Genomic DNA, 16,057 nt, shown 5'->3' with positions numbered 1-16,057 from the left:
GATTCGGGACCGGAGTGTCCAGGACCCGCGCCGGGTATACCGGATATCTCCGGCTCCTCACGTATCTCGCGTATCCCGTGAATCTCCGGTATCGCGGGCGCGCCGGCCCCACCGCCCGAGGGCGGGTTCTCCGGCGGGAGAGGGGCACCGGCCGTGGGCCAGGGCGTGCCCCAATCGGGGGCAGGCCGAACTGGCGGCGCGGGCGGGGCCGCAGGGCGCTGCGGCTCGTTTCCCTGTCCGCTCTGCGTCACCGGGACTCCTCAGGCTGTAACGGGACTTACGGGACCGGCGGCTCACGCTACCGGGTCCTGCGGGCGGTCGGCCATGCGCCGCCCGTTCGCCCCGAAACGCCCCCCTGTGGGAGCCGTCCTCAAACGCCGGACGGGCTGCTGCGCCGTGTCCTCAAACGCCGGACGGGCCGGCTCACCCGCGAACCACCCGCCCGGCATCCGACTACGCCGCCTGCATCTCCATCCGCGCCCCGAACTCCCGTACCACCGGCTCGTCCCGGTACGGCTCCAGCCGCTGCTGGAAGTCGTCCAGGTACTCCGCACCCCGGTTGGACCGCAGCGTGCCCAGCAGTTCCAGGGCCCGGCTGCCGGTGGCGACCGCCTCCTCCACCTCCCTCTGCTGCACATGCGCCGTGGCCAGGAGCAGCAGGTCGATCGCCCGGCGGCGGACCCGGCCCGGCGGGTGCGCGGCGAGCGCTTCCTCGGCGTGGCGCCGCGCCGGTTCGGCCTGGCCCAGGTCACGGTGGCAGTGGGCCAGCTCGTCCGAGAGGTACGCCTGGTCGAAGTGGCGGATCCACGGCGGTTCGTCCCCCGACTCCCGGCCGCTGTCGGCGGCTTCGAGCCGCGAGACGGCCCGGCTCGCGACGACCTGGCAGGAGCGCGCGTCGCCGAGCAGCGCGTGCCCGCGCGCCTCGGCGGCGTAGAACATCGCCTCCGCGCGGGGCGGCACATGCCCCCGCGCCCCCTCCTGCGCGGCCTTCGCGAGCTGCGCGATCTCCCGTGGGTTGCCGAGCGACGCGGCGAGGTGGCTCATGCTGGCGGCCAGCACATACCCCCCGTAGCCCCGGTCGCCGGCCGCCTGGGCGAGCCGCAGCGCCTGGATGTAGTAGCGCTGGGCGAGCCCGGGCTGGCCCGTGTCGACGGCCATGTAGCCGGCGAGCTCCGTCAGCCGGGCCACGGCCGCGAAGAGCTCGCGCCCGACCGCCTCCCGGTAGGAGCCGGCGAGCAGGCCGGAGACGACGCTGTTGAGGTAGTGGACGACCACCGGGCGGACGTGCCCGCTGCCGTAGCGGTGGTCGAGCTCGACGAGGGCCTCCGTGGTGGCGCGGACGGCCTCGACGTCGGCGATGCCGACCCGTGCCCCCGCGCTCCGGGCGACCTGCGCGTCGGCGGCGGTGATCAGCCAGTCGCGGCTGGGCTCGACGAGCGCGGAGGACGCCACCGAGGTGCCGCTGAGGAAGTCGCGCCGGCCGACGTCGCTGCGCCACAGCTCGCAGACCTGCTCGATCGCGCCGAGCACGGTCGGGGAGAACTGGAGCCCGACGCCGGAGGCCAGGTTCTTGCCGTTGGCCATGCCGATCTCGTCGATCGTCACCGTGCGGCCCAGCTTGCGGCCGAGGGCCTCGGCGATGACGGCGGGGGCCCGGCCGCGCGGCTGCTGGCCGCGCAGCCAGCGGGCCACGGACGTCTTGTCGTACCGCAGGTCCAGTCCGTGCTCGGCGCCGCACATGTTCACACGGCGCGCCAACCCGGCGTTGGAGCAGCCGGCTTCCTGGATCAGCGCCTGCAGCCGTTCGTTAGGCTGCCGCGCCACAAGTGGCCTCGCGGCCATGCTTTACCCCCTGAGACTGCTGATACCGCTATGCGTTCGCGATGAGTCCCGCCGGATGCGGAACAACCGGTTCGGCCGGGACAGCCGGTTCGGCCGTGAACGCTCTCTCCCGTGATCTTTGCCCCCTGGATATCCGGAGAATGCAGGACTTGCCGGTATTCGCGCCAATCGCGGCGGTCCACGAACGGAACCACCACCTCGATGGCCCGTGCCGTCAACCGCCGCCCAGGTGGCTACCCCTTCGCGGCGGCGAACCCTCGCCTGCGCCCCCGTACATGCATCCGTGCGCCCCGTGTGCTGTCGCCGGCAGCCGCAACTGGCCCGTGTCCCCGCCGTAACCCCTGATGTCAAGGGGAGTTGTGTTGAACGTGGAAGAGACCATCGGAGTAGGAGCCCCGCACATTCCCCAACAACGCGGCGAGCGCGTGCTCGACGCCGCCGGGAGATACGCGGAGGACCGGCACTGGGACGTATTTCCGGGCACCTGGCTGGAGGCCGTCGAGGGACGGGAGCGCTGCTCGTGCGGGGAGTACGAGTGCCCCGCGCCCGGCGCCCACCCGGCCCGGCCCGACTGGGCCTCCCAGGCCACGGGGAGCGCGTCCACGGCCCGGCGGATGTGGAGCAAGCAGCCCCGCGCCTCGATCCTGCTGCCCACGGGCCGCACCTTCGACGCCCTCGAGGTCTCCGAGTCGGCGGGCTTCCTGGCGCTGGCCCGCATGGAGCGGATGGAGATCCAGCTCGGCCCGGTCACCTGCACGCCCTTCCGCCGGATGCTCTTCTTCGTCCTGCCCGGCGGCTCCCTGAAGGTCGCCGACCACGCCCGCAGGCTCGGCTGGTCCCCCGCCACGCTGGACCTGGTCCCCCACGGCGAGGGCAGCTATGTGGTCGCGCCCCCCACCCGGATCGGCAACCGGGGCCGGGTCCAGTGGGCCCGGCAGCCCACGCCCGCCAACCGCTGGCTGCCGGACGCGGAGGAGCTCGTCAGCGCCCTGGCGTACGCGTGCGGACGGGGCACCGCCCCGGCGAGCTGCCGCTGACCGGTGCGCCGCCCGGTGCGCCGACCGGCGCACCGGGCGGACATCGGAAAGCCCCGCCCCGCGAAGTCCTGCCCACGAAGTCCAGCCCGCGAAGTCCTGACAAACCTCATGTCCCCGCCCCTCGACACGCCTCTAGGGTGGATCCGGGGGGCAGGGCGGAGTCCGTCCCCCGGAACAGCACTCGGGGATTTGAGGAACAGCACGTGGGACGGGAAGCGACGAACGGGACCGGGACGACCGGCATACCGGCGGTCCGCGTCGAGGGACTGTGGAAGCGGTTCGGCGAGCAGGTGGCGGTCGCCGGGATCGATCTGGAGATACCCGCGGGCAGGTTCGTGGGCCTGGTCGGCCCCAACGGCGCCGGGAAGACCACCACCCTCTCCATGGTCACCGGGCTGCTGCGCCCGGACTCGGGCCGGGTGGAGATCGGCGGCGCCGACGTCTGGCAGGACCCGGCCGCCGTCAAGGCCCGCATCGGAGTGCTGCCCGAGGGGCTGAGGATGTTCGAGCGCCTCTCGGGGCGTGAACTCCTCGCCTACACCGGTCGGCTGCGCGGCCTGCCCGGCGACGAGGTCGACAAGCGCGCCACCCAGCTCCTGGACGTCCTCGACCTCGCGGGCGCGCAGAACAAGCTCGTCGTCGACTACTCCACCGGCATGCGCAAGAAGATCGGCCTGGCCGCCGCGCTGCTGCACAACCCCGAAGTCCTCTTCCTCGACGAGCCGTTCGAGGGCGTCGACCCGGTCTCCGCCCAGACGATCCGCAAGGTCCTGGAGCGCTACACCGCCTCCGGCGCCACCGTCGTCTTCTCCAGCCACGTCATGGAGCTCGTGGAGTCGCTGTGCTCCTGGGTCGCGGTGCTGGCCGGCGGCCGCATCCGCGCTCACGGCCCCCTCGCGGACGTCCGCGGCGACGCGCCGACCCTCCAGGACGCGTTTCTGGAACTCGTCGGCATGCGCGGAAACACGGCCGACGACAACCTCGACTGGCTCGGCGGCGGCACCCGATGAGCACAGCGGCCACCTCCTCAAGGTCCTCCACGATTCCCGCCACCACCGCCGTCTTCGTCCGCCTGAAGCTGTCGCTGCTGCGCAACGGACTGCGGCAGTCCTCCGGCCGCAAGGCCGTCTGGATCACCTCCCTCGTCCTCGTCTCCCTCTACGCCGCGCTCCAGCTCCTCGGCTTCGTCGCGCTGCGCGGCCACGCCCACGTCGGCGCCCTGACCGTCTGCACGGCGGCCCTGCTGGCGTTCGGCTGGGCGGTGATGCCGCTGTTCTTCCCCGGCGGCGACGAGACCATGGACCCCACCCGGCTGGTGATGCTGCCGCTGCGCCCCACCCCGATGCTGGCGGGCCTGCTGGCCGCCGCCCTGGTGGGCATCGGCCCCGGGTTCACGGTGGCGGTGCTGATCGGTGCCGTGATCGCCGGCGCCCACGGCGCCGCCGCGTTCGCCGTCGGCGTCCTGGCCGTGCCCCTGGCCCTGCTGGTCTGCCTGGCCCTGGCCCGGGCCGTGGCCACGGCCAACGTCCGGCTGCTGACCAGCCGCAAGGGCCGTGACCTGGCCCTGCTGAGCGGCCTGATCATCGCGGTGGGCGGACAGCTGTTCAGCCTCGCCATGCAGAAGCTCAACGGCGCCGGCATGGCGAAGCTGGAGTCCGTGGCCGACGTCCTGCGCTGGATCCCGCCGGGCTCCACGCTGGACGCCGTCCGGGCCGCGAGCGACGGCGCGTACGGGCGGGCCGCCACCGATCTGGCCCTGACCGTCGTCGCGCTCGCCGCGGTGCTGTGGTGGTGGCAGCGCGGCCTGGCGAAGGTGATGACCGCCGGCGACGCCTCCACCCTCGGCGCGGCCTCCGTCACCAAGCCCGAGAAGGCCCGCGCCGGCGGCTCCGGCCTCGCCCGGCTGCTGCCCGCCGGCCGCACGGGAACCGTCATGCACCGCTCGCTGCGGTACATCTGGCGCGACCCCAAGACCAAGGCCTCCTGGGTCTCCGGGCTCGCGGTGGGCGCGCTGGTGCCGATCGTCAACGCGGCACAGGGCATGTCCAACATCTGGTTCGCCATGTTCGCGCCGACCATGCTCGGCCTGCAGATGTACAACCAGTTCGGCCAGGACGGCCCGGCCTTCTGGATGGTCCTCCAGACGATCGGCTCCCGCCGCGACGCCTACGCCGAACTGCGCGCCCGCGCCCTGACCTTCTCCCTGATCGCCGTCCCGTACGTGGCCCTCGTGGTCACCGGCACGGCCTACTTCACCGGCAGGTGGCAGGACTGGGCCGAGGTCCTGGGCCTGGGCTTCGCCCTCCTGGGCGCCCTCTTCGCCACCGGCGCCCTGGCCTCGGTCCTGGCCCCGTACTCGATCCCCCAGGACAGCGGCTTCAAGAACGTCGCCCCCGGCCAGGGCGCCCTCGCCTGGTTCGGCATGCTGGGCGCCCTCATCGGCGCCGTCCTGTGCGCCCCCCTGGGCGCCCTCACGATCGGCCTCCACCTCGGGGGCGCCCACGGCTGGCTGTGGACGGTGCTGCCGCTGGGCGCGGGCTACGGCGTCCTGGTGACCTGGGCGGGCCTGCGCCTGGCGGCCCCGCGCATGCTGGACCGCCTGCCGGAGATCCTCACGGCGGTGAGCAAGGGGTAGTTGCTTCGGGACGCCGGAGGGGCTGGACGGATCCAGCCCCTCCGGCGTTTCGGCGTCCGGACGGCGGGGGCCTCAGCCCTGGATGTCCGCGTAGCCCTGGATCTCGCGGGGGTCGCGGGGGCCGGGGCCCACGTAGTGGGCCGACGGCCGCACAAGACGGCCCGTGCGCTTCTGCTCCAGGATGTGCGCGCTCCAGCCCGCCGTGCGGGCGCAGGTGAACATCGAGGTGAACATGTGCGCGGGAACCTCGGCGAAGTCCAGGACGATCGCCGCCCAGAACTCGACGTTCGTGGCCAGCACCCGGTCGGGGCGGCGGTTGTGGAGCTCCTCCAGGGCCGCCTTCTCCAGGGCCTCGGCGACCTCGAAGCGCGGGGCCGCCAGCTCCTTGGCCGTGCGGCGCAGGACGCGGGCGCGGGGGTCCTCGGCGCGGTAGACGCGGTGGCCGAAGCCCATGAGGCGCTCGCCCTTGTCGAGGGCGTTCTTGACGTAGGCGACGGCGTCGCCGGTGCGCTCGATCTCCTCGATCATGCCGAGGACGCGGGAGGGCGCGCCGCCGTGCAGCGGGCCGGACATGGCGCCGACCGCGCCCGACAGGGCCGCCGCGACGTCCGCGCCCGTGGAGGCGATGACGCGGGCGGTGAACGTGGAGGCGTTCATGCCGTGCTCGGCGGCGGAGGTCCAGTAGGCGTCTACGGCCTTGACGTGCTTGGGGTCGGGCTCGCCCCGCCAGCGCTTCATGAAGCGCTCGACGACCGTCTCCGCCGTGTCGATCTCCCGCTGCGGCACCATCGGCAGTCCCTGGCCGCGGGCCGACTGGGCGACGTACGACAGGGCCATCACGGCGGCCCGGGCGAGGTTGTCGCGGGCGGTGGCCTCGTCGATGTCGAGAAGGGGCTTCAGGCCCCAGACGGGCGCGAGCATCGCCAGCGCGGACTGCACGTCGACGCGGATGTCACCCGAGTGGACGGGGATGGGGAACGGCTCGGCCGGCGGGAGCCCGGGGTTGAAGGCGCCGTCGACCAGCAGCCCCCAGACGTTGCCGAAGGAGACGTGGCCCACCAAGTCCTCGATGTCGACGCCTCGGTAGCGGAGGGAACCGCCTTCCTTGTCGGGTTCGGCGATCTCCGTTTCGAACGCGACGACTCCTTCGAGTCCGGGGACGAAGTCGGACATCAGGCGGCTCCTCATGATGTGTGCGACAAGCGGCTGCCGACCGGCGGACCGTCCGGGATCTCCGGAGGTCCGGCCATGGATCGGAAGAGGTCAATGGGGTCGGGCTTGCGGCTGTTGCTTTCCGGTGGGGGTGGTGCTTCCGGTGGGGGTACTGCGCTCCGGTAGGAGTGGCCGGCGCGGTTACGCGGCAGCGTGCGCGGCTCGCGGTCCGTTCCGGTCTACCCGGTCATGCCCCGTGCGGATGTACTTCACCCCGGACATCACCCGGCCTCCGCAGAAGTAACGGTGCCGGGTCCGGGGCCGGACACGATAGCCGGAGCTGACGGGAAGCCACAGCTGTCCACCGGTGATTTTGGGGGGTTCGGGGCTTGCGGGGAAGGTGATGTCCGGCACACCCAACTTTCCGCTGGTGAAAGGGTTACGGCGCGGGATTCCGGGGCAGGAGAGCCACCCGAACACTCGTCCGGCCCCTACGTCGGCCACCCCGTGCTGCAAGATGTCCACGTGTCCCACGCCGACGACTACACCTCCGACGACTACACATCCGACGAGACCGACGACGCCTACGACAGCGACGACGGGCTCGAGTACGGACTCGCGTTCGATCTCCAGCACGACCTCACCGCCATGCGGGCGCACTACCGCTCCGCGGGCCTGTCCGAGGCGGAGCTCACGGCCGGTCCGTACGAGCAGTTCGCGCACTGGTTCACCGAGGCCGCCGCGAGCGAACTCCACGAGCCCAACGCCATGGTCGTCTCCACGGCCGACGCCTCCGGACGGCCCAGCTCGAGGACCGTGCTGCTCAAGGGGTACGACCGGCGGGGCTTCGTCTTCTACACCAACTACAACTCCCGCAAGGCCAGGGAGATCGCGCAGAACCCGCGGGTGTCCCTGCTGTTCCCCTGGTACCCGCTGGCCCGTCAGGTCGTCGTCACCGGTACGGCCGAACGGGTGCCGGCCGAGGAGACCGCCGCGTACTTCCGGGCCCGTCCCTACGGCTCCCGGATCGGCGCCTGGGCGAGCGAGCAGTCGACGGTGGTCGCCTCCCGCGCCGAACTCGACGCGGCGTACGAGCGAATGGCCGCCCGCCATCCGGAGGGCGAGCCCGTTCCGGTGCCGCCGCACTGGGGCGGCTTCCGGGTGACGGCGGAGACGGTGGAGTTCTGGCAGGGCCGGGAGAACCGCCTCCACGACAGACTCCGGTACGTCCGCGACGAGACCACGAAATCCGGCTGGCAAGTGGAACGCCTCTGCCCGTAAGGCCACCCGGGCCACGGGCCGGAAACGCAGACGGCCCGTGGGCTGCTACCGCCTCCCCGCCTGACGGCGGAGCGACGGTGCCGAGCGGACGACTCGGCAGCCCACGGACCGGGTGACTGCTTGGGATTGGCCGGCGCGGCCGGCGCTGCGTAGGAACGCGACGACGGGCGCTAGCCCGCAGTCACCTCACGCGTCCGGAAAGAAATCATGTCCCGAACCACCTCCCTTCTCGTGTGCCCCACAGCCTAGGAACGGCCGCTCGCCCCCGGCAAGCGAATTTCCCCGTGCATCGATTTCGGCGAAGTCGGTGTGGGGTGCGCCGGGGTCGAGTTGAATGCCGGACGTGCAGGACTTGCAGGGCACGCGGACACGTCCAGCGGGGGGTATCTCGTGACGGCTCCACACCAGCCCGGCCCCACCGGCCACCGGGCGGCCCCGGAGAGCGAGGACCACGACCTCCTGGCGGCGCTTCTCGACGGCATGGACGCGGCACTGTGCGCGTTCGACGCCGACGGTCACGTCACCCACTGGAACCGCGAGGCCGAGCGGATACTCGGCTGGACGCCCGACGAGGCCGTGGGCCGGCGGGGCCTGGGCGGCTGGGCCGCCCGCGAGGCGGACGCCGAGGAGGTCACCGGGCGGCTGCTGGGCGTGATGAAGTCGCCGGGCCGCCAGGTGGACGAGTTCGCGCTGCTCACCAAGGACGGCCGACGGGTGCTCGTCCGCGTCCAGTCCTCCACCGTGCCCGGCACGGACGGCAGACCGGCGGGGGTGTACTGCGCGTTCAGCGAGGTGCACACCCAGATCGACCTGGAACGGTCCGTCGCCCTGAGCGAGGCGCTGTTCGGCGACGCGTCCTGGGGCGTGGTGCTGGTCGACGCCGACCTCCGCCCCGCCCTGGCCAACGCCCACGCCGCCCGCGCCCTGCGCACGAGCCGCACCGCCCTGCTGGGCCGCCCCCTGGGCGAACTCCTCGACCAGGGCGTCGAGGAAGTGGAGGGCGCCCTCCAGCACGTCCTGGCCGCCGGCGCGCCGCCCGCGCCCACCGAGCTGTGGGTGACCGTCCGCGACCACGGCGGCGGCCCCTCGCCCGTACCGGAGCGGCGCTGCTGGCGCAGCGGTTTCCTGCGGCTGGCCACCCCGCTGGTCGAGGAACCCGTCCCCCTGGGCGTGGCCTGGCTGTTCCTCGATGTCACCAAGACCCGGCTGGCGGAGCAGGAGAGCGCCCGGCTGCGCTTCCGGGGCAGCCAGCTGCACCGGGCGGGGCGGGCGGTCGCGGAGTGCGAGGACCCCATGGAGGCCGCGGCCCTCTACATGGACTTCGCCCTCGCGGGCTTCGCCGACCACGCCCTGATCGACCTGCTGCCCGAGCCCCGGCCCGTCCCGGAGGGCCCGATCCGGCTGATCCGCGTCGCGGCGACGCCCGCCTGGGCCCCGGGCCAGAGCCCCCTGACCTCACCGGGCGGCCTCCCGGTCCCCTACCTCGACGGACACCCGGCGCTCCAGGCGGTCGAACGCTGCGGCTCGGTACGGGCGGCGGCGGACCGCTCGGAGAACTGGGCCGCCACCCGCAAGTGGCCCGACGGCACCCGCCACGCCCTGTCCACGGCCCTGCGCAGCCGGGGCCGGACGGTGGGCGTCGTCACCTTCCTCCGAGGCGGCTCGCGCCGGGCCTTCGACCGCGCGGACGCGATCTACGCGGAGGACATCGCCTCCCGCGTGGCGGCGTCGATCGACCTGGCGGTGGCCACGATGTGAGGGGGCGGGGTGGGGTGGACGGGCCCTGGTAGGGGCGTAAAGAGCTCTTCGCCGCTAGAGCTGAGTACGGGGCACCCAGCACCAAAGTGGCAGGCCCCGCGAAGAGCTCAGCCCCGTAAGGGCCCGTCCACCCCGCCCCGCCCCCGACCACCAACCGGCCTACAGACGACAGAAGCCTCAGTGGTGCCGGAAGAAGATCCGGTCGCCGTACTCCGACAGCACCCGCCCGTTCCACTCGTGGCCGCCGTCCACGTTGCCCGAGCGCAGCATCGGCGGGTCGATGCCGCGCGCGGCGAGCTCCCCGGCCGCCGCGGCCATGACGGCCTGCATCACGGCGCTGGCCACGACCGTCGACGCCGGCCCGAAGGGCGCCGCGATGCCCTCGGACGTCAGCTCCGCGTCCCCCACAGTGATCTTGGTGTCGACGACGACGTCGCAGTGGTCCTTCAAAAACGTTCCGGACACATGGCGGGATCGGGTCTCCTCGGCATAGGCCACGGACGTGACGCCGATGACCTTGAGACCGAGGGCGCGGGCGTTCATGGCCATCTCGACGGGCAGCGAATTGCGCCCGGAGAGGGAGATGACGACGAGGACGTCGCCGGGCCGCGCGGGGCTGGTGTCCAGAACCGCCCCGGCCAGCCCGTCCACCCGCTCCAGCGCGCTGCCCAGCGTGGCGGGCATGACGTCGATGCCGACGACGCCCGGCACGGCGAGCAGGTTCACCAGGGCGAGCCCGCCCGCGCGGTAGACGACGTCCTGGGCGGGGAGCGAGGAGTGCCCGGCGCCGAAGACGAAGATCCGGCCGCCGTCCGCCACGGTGTCGGCGATCAAGGCCCCGGCGTCCGCGACGGCGCCCGCCTCCTCGTCGCGCACCCGCCGCAGCAGGCCGATCGCGGCGTCGAAGAACTGCCCGGCCGGCTTACTGTCGCTCATCGCTGCGGACTCCTTGGCTCGACGTTGCTCGACGCGGCTCGACGTGGCTCGACGGTGGCGGTCGGCCGGATACGGTGACCGACCGCGGTGGCGGGACATATCCGCCCGGTTCGCCCCCGGGCGACCGCCGTGGCGCGGATCACGTTGCGTGCTGGACCAGGGCGCTGTCAATACGGACGGGGCGGGCGGAGGCGTGGGCGGCCCCGTTGTCGGTGCCATGCGTCAGAATTGAGTCCAGGGCCAGCGCACGACTTATCGAGGGGCACGGCATGTCCGGACTGATCGACACCACGGAGATGTACCTCCGCACCATTCTCGAGCTGGAAGAGGAAGGTGTGGTCCCCATGCGCGCCCGCATCGCCGAGCGGCTCGATCAGAGCGGCCCGACGGTCAGCCAGACCGTGGCCCGTATGGAGCGCGACGGACTGGTCACGGTCGCGGGCGACCGGCACCTGGAGCTCACGGAGGAGGGCCGGCAGCTGGCCACCCGCGTGATGCGCAAGCACCGGCTGGCCGAGTGCCTGCTGGTCGACGTGATCGGCCTGGAGTGGGAGCAGGTGCACGCCGAGGCCTGCCGCTGGGAGCACGTGATGAGCGAGGCCGTCGAGCGGCGGGTGCTGGAGCTGCTGCGCCACCCCACGGAGTCGCCGTACGGCAACCCGATCCCGGGCCTGGAGGAGCTGGGCGAGAAGGCCGAGGCCGACCCGTTCCTCAATGACGGCATGGTCAGCCTGATGGATCTGGAGCCGGGCACCGACGGCAAGACCGTCGTCGTGCGCCGCATCGGCGAGCCGATCCAGACCGACGCCCAGCTGATGTACACGCTGCGTCGCGCCGGGGTGCAGCCGGGTGCGGTGGTCAGTGTGACGGAGTCGCCCGGTGGAGTGATGGTGGGAAGCAGTGGCGAGGCCGCCGAGCTGGCGGCGGACATCGCCGCGCATGTCTTCGTCGCCAAGCGCTGACCTGCCTCGACGCCGGAGACGGACCGGCCGCGCCGGGTACGTATACCGCCTTACGTAAAGCTGCCGAGCCGCGGCGGAATCGGCGCGCCCGGGGCCGAGCCGTGCCACGCTGGCGCTGAGTGCCGAAACGCATATGCGCGCGCAGCCGACCGGGGGGAGGGGCTGGGATGAGGCCGGCGGACCGGCGTCGAGACGGAACGGGGACCCGGCGAGACGCGACGGGGGCCCGGCGACACGGAACGGCGCCCCTGCGACAGGGAAAAGGGCCCCGGCGCCCTTGCGAGCGGCCGGGGCCCCACCTCCCCGTTCTCCCCCACGGCGACCCGGAGCCCCGAGCTCTCAGGGTGCGCCGCGCGGACCTTCTTCCCCGAACGGTCCGCGCCCAGATCGATTCCTCCCCTGGTCGCAGACGGTCAATCCTTCCGCCCGGTCACTCGAACGAGGGGTGTTGCGCGCGACAACGGTTCATTCGAATGGAAGTTCCATAGGGTGGAGCTGCTCGGGGGAGACGAGGGGGTGCCAGGGCTCATGGTGCGGCGCATCGAGGTGACGGGAAGCGGCGGAGTGCGGCTCGCCGCCTGGGAGTTCGCCGAACCGCCGAAAGCCGGCGGCCGCGGGCGGTACGGCGGCGGGCCGGTGCCGGACCCTGGTTCCCGGGCGGGCGGGGTGCTCCTCCTCCACGGCCTCTTGGGCCGCGCCGCGCACTGGGCGCAGACGGCCCGCTGGCTCTCCACGCGCTATCGCACGATCGCCCTCGACCAGCGAGGCCACGGCCGGAGCGACAAGCCCGTCAGCGGCCCCTACGCCCGCGAGGCATATGTCGCCGACGCGGAGGCGGCGGTCGAGCAGCTCGGCCTCGCGCCCGTCACCCTGATCGGCCACGCCATGGGCGCCCTCACGGCCTGGCAGCTCGCCGCCCGCCGCCCCGATCTCGTCCGCGCCCTGGTCATCTGCGACATGCGCGCCTCGGCCCTCGGCGCGGCCACCCAGCGCGAGTGGAGCCAGTGGCTGGGCTCCTGGCCGGTGCCGTTCGCCACGCTCGCGGACGTGCGGAAGTGGTTCGGCGAGGACGATCCGACGCTGGAGCGGCCCGCCCCCAGCCGGGGGGATTTCTACGCGGAGGTGATGGCGGAGCGCGCCGACGGCTGGCGGCCACTGTTCTTCCGCCGCCAGATGCTGCAGGCCCGCGAGGGCTACGCCCATGACGCGCACTGGGAGGAGCTGGCCCTGGTCGAGTGCCCGACGCTGGTCGTCCGCGGCCTGGACGGGGCGCTGGGGCGGGCGGAGGCCCAGGAGATGGTCCGCGTCCTGCCGCGCGGCCGCTACGCCGAGGTGCCGGATGCCGGCCATCTGATCCATTACGACCAGCCGGACGGCTGGCGGCGCGTCACCGAGCCCTTCCTGGACGCGGCGGTTCCGGCGTAGGAGTCGAGGGACCCGCTGATTAATTCAACAGGCGTTGACATACCCGGCCGGGCGGGTGTGCACTGGTAGTACGAGCCGAGCCCCGGCCGGGCCGGAGCGATTCACCGGGAGCCGTCATGTCCGAGTCCGCCACGTCCGGGTTCACCGCGGACGTCCTGGTCGTAGGAGCCGGCCCGACCGGCCTCCTCCTCGCCGGCGATCTCGCCGCCGCGGGCGTGCGGGTCGTGGTGCTGGAGAAGCGCGCCGAGGACTCCAATCTCACCCGCGCCTTCGCCATCCACGCGCGCACCCTGGAGGTGCTCGACGCCCGCGCGCTCGCCGAGCCGCTGATCGCGACCGGCACGTTCATTCCCGGCGTGCGGCTCCCCGGCGGCGCCCGCGTCGAGATGACCGCCCTGGACAGCCGCTTCGCCGGCGTCCTGATCACCCCCCAGTACGAACTGGAAGGGCTGCTGGAGAAGCGCGCGCTCGCGGCCGGCGCCGAGATCCGGCGCGGCGCGCGGGTGACCGGGCTGCGGCAGGACGCGGAGGGCGTCGACGTGGACGTCGCGCCCACGGAGGAGGGCGGGGAGCCCGTCACCTACCGGGGCCGCTATGTCGTCGGCACGGACGGGGTGCGCAGCGCGGTCCGCGAGGCGATCGGCATGCCCTTCCCGGGGCAGGCCGTCCTGCGCTCGGTCATGCTCGCCGACGTCCGGCTGGACGCCGCGCCGGACGAGGTGCCCGCCTTCAAGGGCACGCCCGAGGGCTTCGCGTTCGTCGTGCCCTTCGGCGACGGCTGGTACCGCGTCATCGCCTGGGACCGGAACGCGGATCTGTCCTCCAGCGCCCCCGTCGACTTCGAGAACCTCAAGGCCGTCACCCGCGCCGCCTTCGGCAAGGACTTCGGCATGCGCGACCCCCGCTGGACCTCGCGCTTCCACAGCGACGAACGCCAGGTGCCGCGCTACCGGGACGGCCGGGCCTTCCTCGCGGGCGACGCCGCGCACGTCCACTCGCCGGCCGGCGGCCTGGGCCTCAACGCGGGCGTCCAGGACGCCGCCAACCTCGGCTGGAAGCTCGCCGCCGCCCTCGCGGGCCGGGGCGGCGAGGCCCTCCTCGACAGCTACCACGACGAACGGCACCCGGTCGGCGCGATGGTCCTGCGCATCAGCGGCGCCCTCGTCCGCGCCGCCCTGGCGTCCACACCCCTCACGCGGGGGGTGCGCAACGCGGTGGGCACCGTGGCCCGCCTCGCGCCGTTCGCGGTACGACGGGCGGCCCTCTACGTCTCCGGCATCGGCATCCACTACCCGGCCCCGCCCGGCTCCCACCCCCTGACGGGCCGCCGAGCCCCGGACCTGCCCCTGGCGGAGCTGGACGGCCACCCCTCACGGCTGTACGAGGCACTCCGGGCGGGCACGTACGTACGGGTGGTGCCACGGAAGGCCAACGCGAAGGCCGAGCCCGGAATCCTGACGGTGATCCGCGCGGACGCCCAGCGCACAACCCTCCTCGTCCGCCCGGACGGCTACGTGGAGTCCGCGTCGGAGGGCTGAGACCGGGGCCCGCCCTCGGGTGGCTGCCGGTCGGGGCGCCCGCACGGCACCCCGGCCGGTGGGTCACTCGGTGGTCGTCGGCGCAGTGGTCGCCTGCAATACCCCGAACGTCGCCCCGAACGGGTCGCGGAGCATGGCCACGCGGGCCACGCCCGGTACGTCGATCGGGGGGATGAGCGTCTCGGCGCCACGTTCCGTGGCTGCCGTCGCCACGCCGTCGCAGTCGCGGGTCGCGAAGTAGGGGTGCCATTCGGAGCGTGAGCCCGCTGCCAGGTTTTCGGGGAGCAGTTGCATGATGGCGCCGTGCTGGGCCTCCCGGCCGGAGCCGGAGGGGGAGATGATGGCGAGGACGTGGGTGCCGACCTCGATCTCCCAGCCGGTGTCCCAGGGGAGGACCGCGCCGTAGAAGGCCTTGGAGGCGGCCGCGTCCGTGGTGTAGAGCTCGGTCCAGCAGAGCGCGCCGGCGGTGTTGATCGCGTCCAGGGAGTCGACCTCGCGCGGCTGCCAGACGGCGAAGCGGGCGCCGGTCGGGTCGGTGAAGCCGGCCGCGCGGCCGGCCATCAGGACGTCGTGGGCCGGGAAGCGGACCGTGCCGCCCGCCTGCTCCACGGCCTTGGCCGTGGCGTCGGCGTCCACGGTGCGGAAGTAGATCTGCCACTCGGCGGCCGTGCCGGGCTCCGCCACTGGGCCGCAGCTCGCCACGGTCCTCCCGGCCAGGCGGAAGAGCCCGAACTCCCGTTCCTCCGGCTGCACGGGCTCGTACCGCCAGCCGAAGACGTCGCCGTAGAAGGCGGCGGACGCGGCGGCGTCCGGGGTCGTGAGGCCGAGCCAGTTGGGCCCGCCTGGTACCTGCGTCGCTGTGAGCATGACGAACTCCTCGTCCTCGGCAACTCCCTCACGCCAACCCCCTGAGCATGCCCACCCGGAGGCCCCGACTCGCCCGGGTCGGCTCGTCCGGATCGACTCGCCCGGGTCAGTCCGCCGTCGGCCAGTCCCAGCCCAGTTGCAGGAACATGCCCAGGCGGTCGCTCACCGCACGTATCTCGGAGATCAGGCCGTCCCTCAGCGTGAACATCCAGATCTGCTCCACCTCGAACGAGCGGTGCGTCGGCTCCGGCATCCGGGGATGCCGGCCCGTGTGCGTGCCGCTGACGAGCAGCCGGGCCACCACCGTGTCGCCTTCGGCGACGAGCTGCCGAGGAGCCATCCTGCCCGCACCGAACGCCTCCAGCTGCTGCCGGAAGCCGTCGAAGGCCGCGCCCGGCTCGTCCGGCTCACCGTAAATGATCTTGTTGTGGTCGATGACATCGGCCGCCATGTAGCGCGGGAAGTCGGCGATCCGCCGCTCGTTCACCGCCTGGAAGAAGTCCATGACGACTTCCTTGTTGGTCCGCTCCGCACAGTTGGCCCGCTCCGCACTCATCCTGCCCCACCCATTCTTACGTCGTAAGAGTTCGTCGCCGACCACTCTGCCCTTACGATGTAAGAAAG

13 protein-coding genes are annotated in these 16,057 nt (G+C 72.9%); 8 read left to right on the top strand and 5 right to left on the bottom strand.

What is annotated here, in order from left to right; translation table 11 throughout:
* Positions 1-453 precede the first annotated feature (453 nt).
* Positions 454-1,842: a transcriptional regulator gene (locus EKH77_RS19220; RefSeq protein WP_126915576.1), complete on the bottom strand. Its 1,389-nt coding sequence runs from the start codon at positions 1,840-1,842 to the stop codon at positions 454-456.
* A 368-nt stretch (positions 1,843-2,210) separates the two neighbouring features.
* Here EKH77_RS19220 and EKH77_RS19215 point away from each other — a divergent pair, with 368 nt between their 5' ends.
* The 3 genes from EKH77_RS19215 (at position 2,211) to EKH77_RS19205 (ending at position 5,514) form a co-directional block, all read left to right on the top strand.
* Entirely contained in the window at positions 2,211-2,879 is a 669-nt protein-coding gene (locus tag EKH77_RS19215; RefSeq protein WP_126915575.1) for a bifunctional DNA primase/polymerase, read from the top strand.
* 203 nt (positions 2,880-3,082) lie between these two features.
* Complete coding sequence (locus EKH77_RS19210; protein ID WP_240667420.1) at positions 3,083-3,889, top strand: ABC transporter ATP-binding protein; 807 nt, start codon at positions 3,083-3,085, stop codon at positions 3,887-3,889.
* The gene (locus EKH77_RS19205; protein WP_126915574.1) at positions 3,886-5,514 is read left to right on the top strand and encodes a transporter; all 1,629 of its coding nucleotides are present in this window, start codon (positions 3,886-3,888) and stop codon (positions 5,512-5,514) included. Before EKH77_RS19210 ends, EKH77_RS19205 begins: the two co-directional genes overlap by 4 nt.
* 72 nt (positions 5,515-5,586) lie before the next feature.
* Here EKH77_RS19205 and EKH77_RS19200 read toward each other — a convergent pair whose 3' ends face one another.
* Positions 5,587-6,687 carry a citrate synthase 2 gene (locus tag EKH77_RS19200; RefSeq protein ID WP_126915573.1) on the bottom strand — a complete coding sequence of 367 codons (1,101 nt, stop codon included), beginning with the start codon at positions 6,685-6,687 and terminating at the stop codon, positions 5,587-5,589.
* Positions 6,688-7,191: 504 nt separating this feature from the next.
* On the opposite strand from EKH77_RS19200, the gene pdxH reads away from it, so the two are divergent.
* On the top strand, positions 7,192-7,947 hold the full coding sequence (gene pdxH, locus EKH77_RS19195) for a pyridoxamine 5'-phosphate oxidase (protein WP_276319229.1): 756 nt from the start codon (positions 7,192-7,194) through the stop codon (positions 7,945-7,947).
* Positions 7,948-8,337: 390 nt separating this feature from the next.
* Positions 8,338-9,705 (top strand): PAS domain-containing protein, encoded by a 1,368-nt coding sequence (locus EKH77_RS19190; protein WP_397612947.1) that lies wholly within the window; start codon positions 8,338-8,340, stop codon positions 9,703-9,705.
* 177 nt (positions 9,706-9,882) lie between these two features.
* Here the strand turns inward: EKH77_RS19190 and EKH77_RS19185 are convergent, their stop codons facing one another.
* The gene (locus EKH77_RS19185) at positions 9,883-10,641 is read right to left on the bottom strand and encodes an SIS domain-containing protein (RefSeq protein WP_126915572.1); all 759 of its coding nucleotides are present in this window, start codon (positions 10,639-10,641) and stop codon (positions 9,883-9,885) included.
* 269 nt (positions 10,642-10,910) lie between these two features.
* Here EKH77_RS19185 and EKH77_RS19180 point away from each other — a divergent pair, with 269 nt between their 5' ends.
* From EKH77_RS19180 to EKH77_RS19170, 3 genes are all read left to right on the top strand, one after another.
* Complete coding sequence (locus EKH77_RS19180; protein ID WP_126915571.1) at positions 10,911-11,603, top strand: metal-dependent transcriptional regulator; 693 nt, start codon at positions 10,911-10,913, stop codon at positions 11,601-11,603.
* A gap of 528 nt (positions 11,604-12,131) precedes the next feature.
* Positions 12,132-13,028 carry an alpha/beta fold hydrolase gene (locus tag EKH77_RS19175; protein ID WP_126918155.1) on the top strand — a complete coding sequence of 299 codons (897 nt, stop codon included), beginning with the start codon at positions 12,132-12,134 and terminating at the stop codon, positions 13,026-13,028.
* A 116-nt stretch (positions 13,029-13,144) separates the two neighbouring features.
* Positions 13,145-14,566 (top strand): FAD-dependent monooxygenase, encoded by a 1,422-nt coding sequence (locus EKH77_RS19170; protein WP_126915570.1) that lies wholly within the window; start codon positions 13,145-13,147, stop codon positions 14,564-14,566.
* A 63-nt stretch (positions 14,567-14,629) separates the two neighbouring features.
* On the opposite strand, the gene EKH77_RS19165 is transcribed toward EKH77_RS19170, so the two are convergent.
* Positions 14,630-15,433 carry a VOC family protein gene (locus EKH77_RS19165; RefSeq protein WP_126915569.1) on the bottom strand — a complete coding sequence of 268 codons (804 nt, stop codon included), beginning with the start codon at positions 15,431-15,433 and terminating at the stop codon, positions 14,630-14,632.
* 106 nt (positions 15,434-15,539) lie between these two features.
* Complete coding sequence (locus EKH77_RS19160; protein WP_126915568.1) at positions 15,540-15,989, bottom strand: ester cyclase; 450 nt, start codon at positions 15,987-15,989, stop codon at positions 15,540-15,542.
* Between the last annotated feature and the right edge of the window lie 68 nt (positions 15,990-16,057).

It is taken from the genome of Streptomyces luteoverticillatus (genome assembly GCF_003970715.1).
Classification (GTDB): Bacteria; Actinomycetota; Actinomycetes; order Streptomycetales; family Streptomycetaceae; genus Streptomyces; species Streptomyces abikoensis.
Note: the sequence above shows the minus strand (reverse complement) of the source record. Positions and strands in the feature narration are given on the sequence as shown.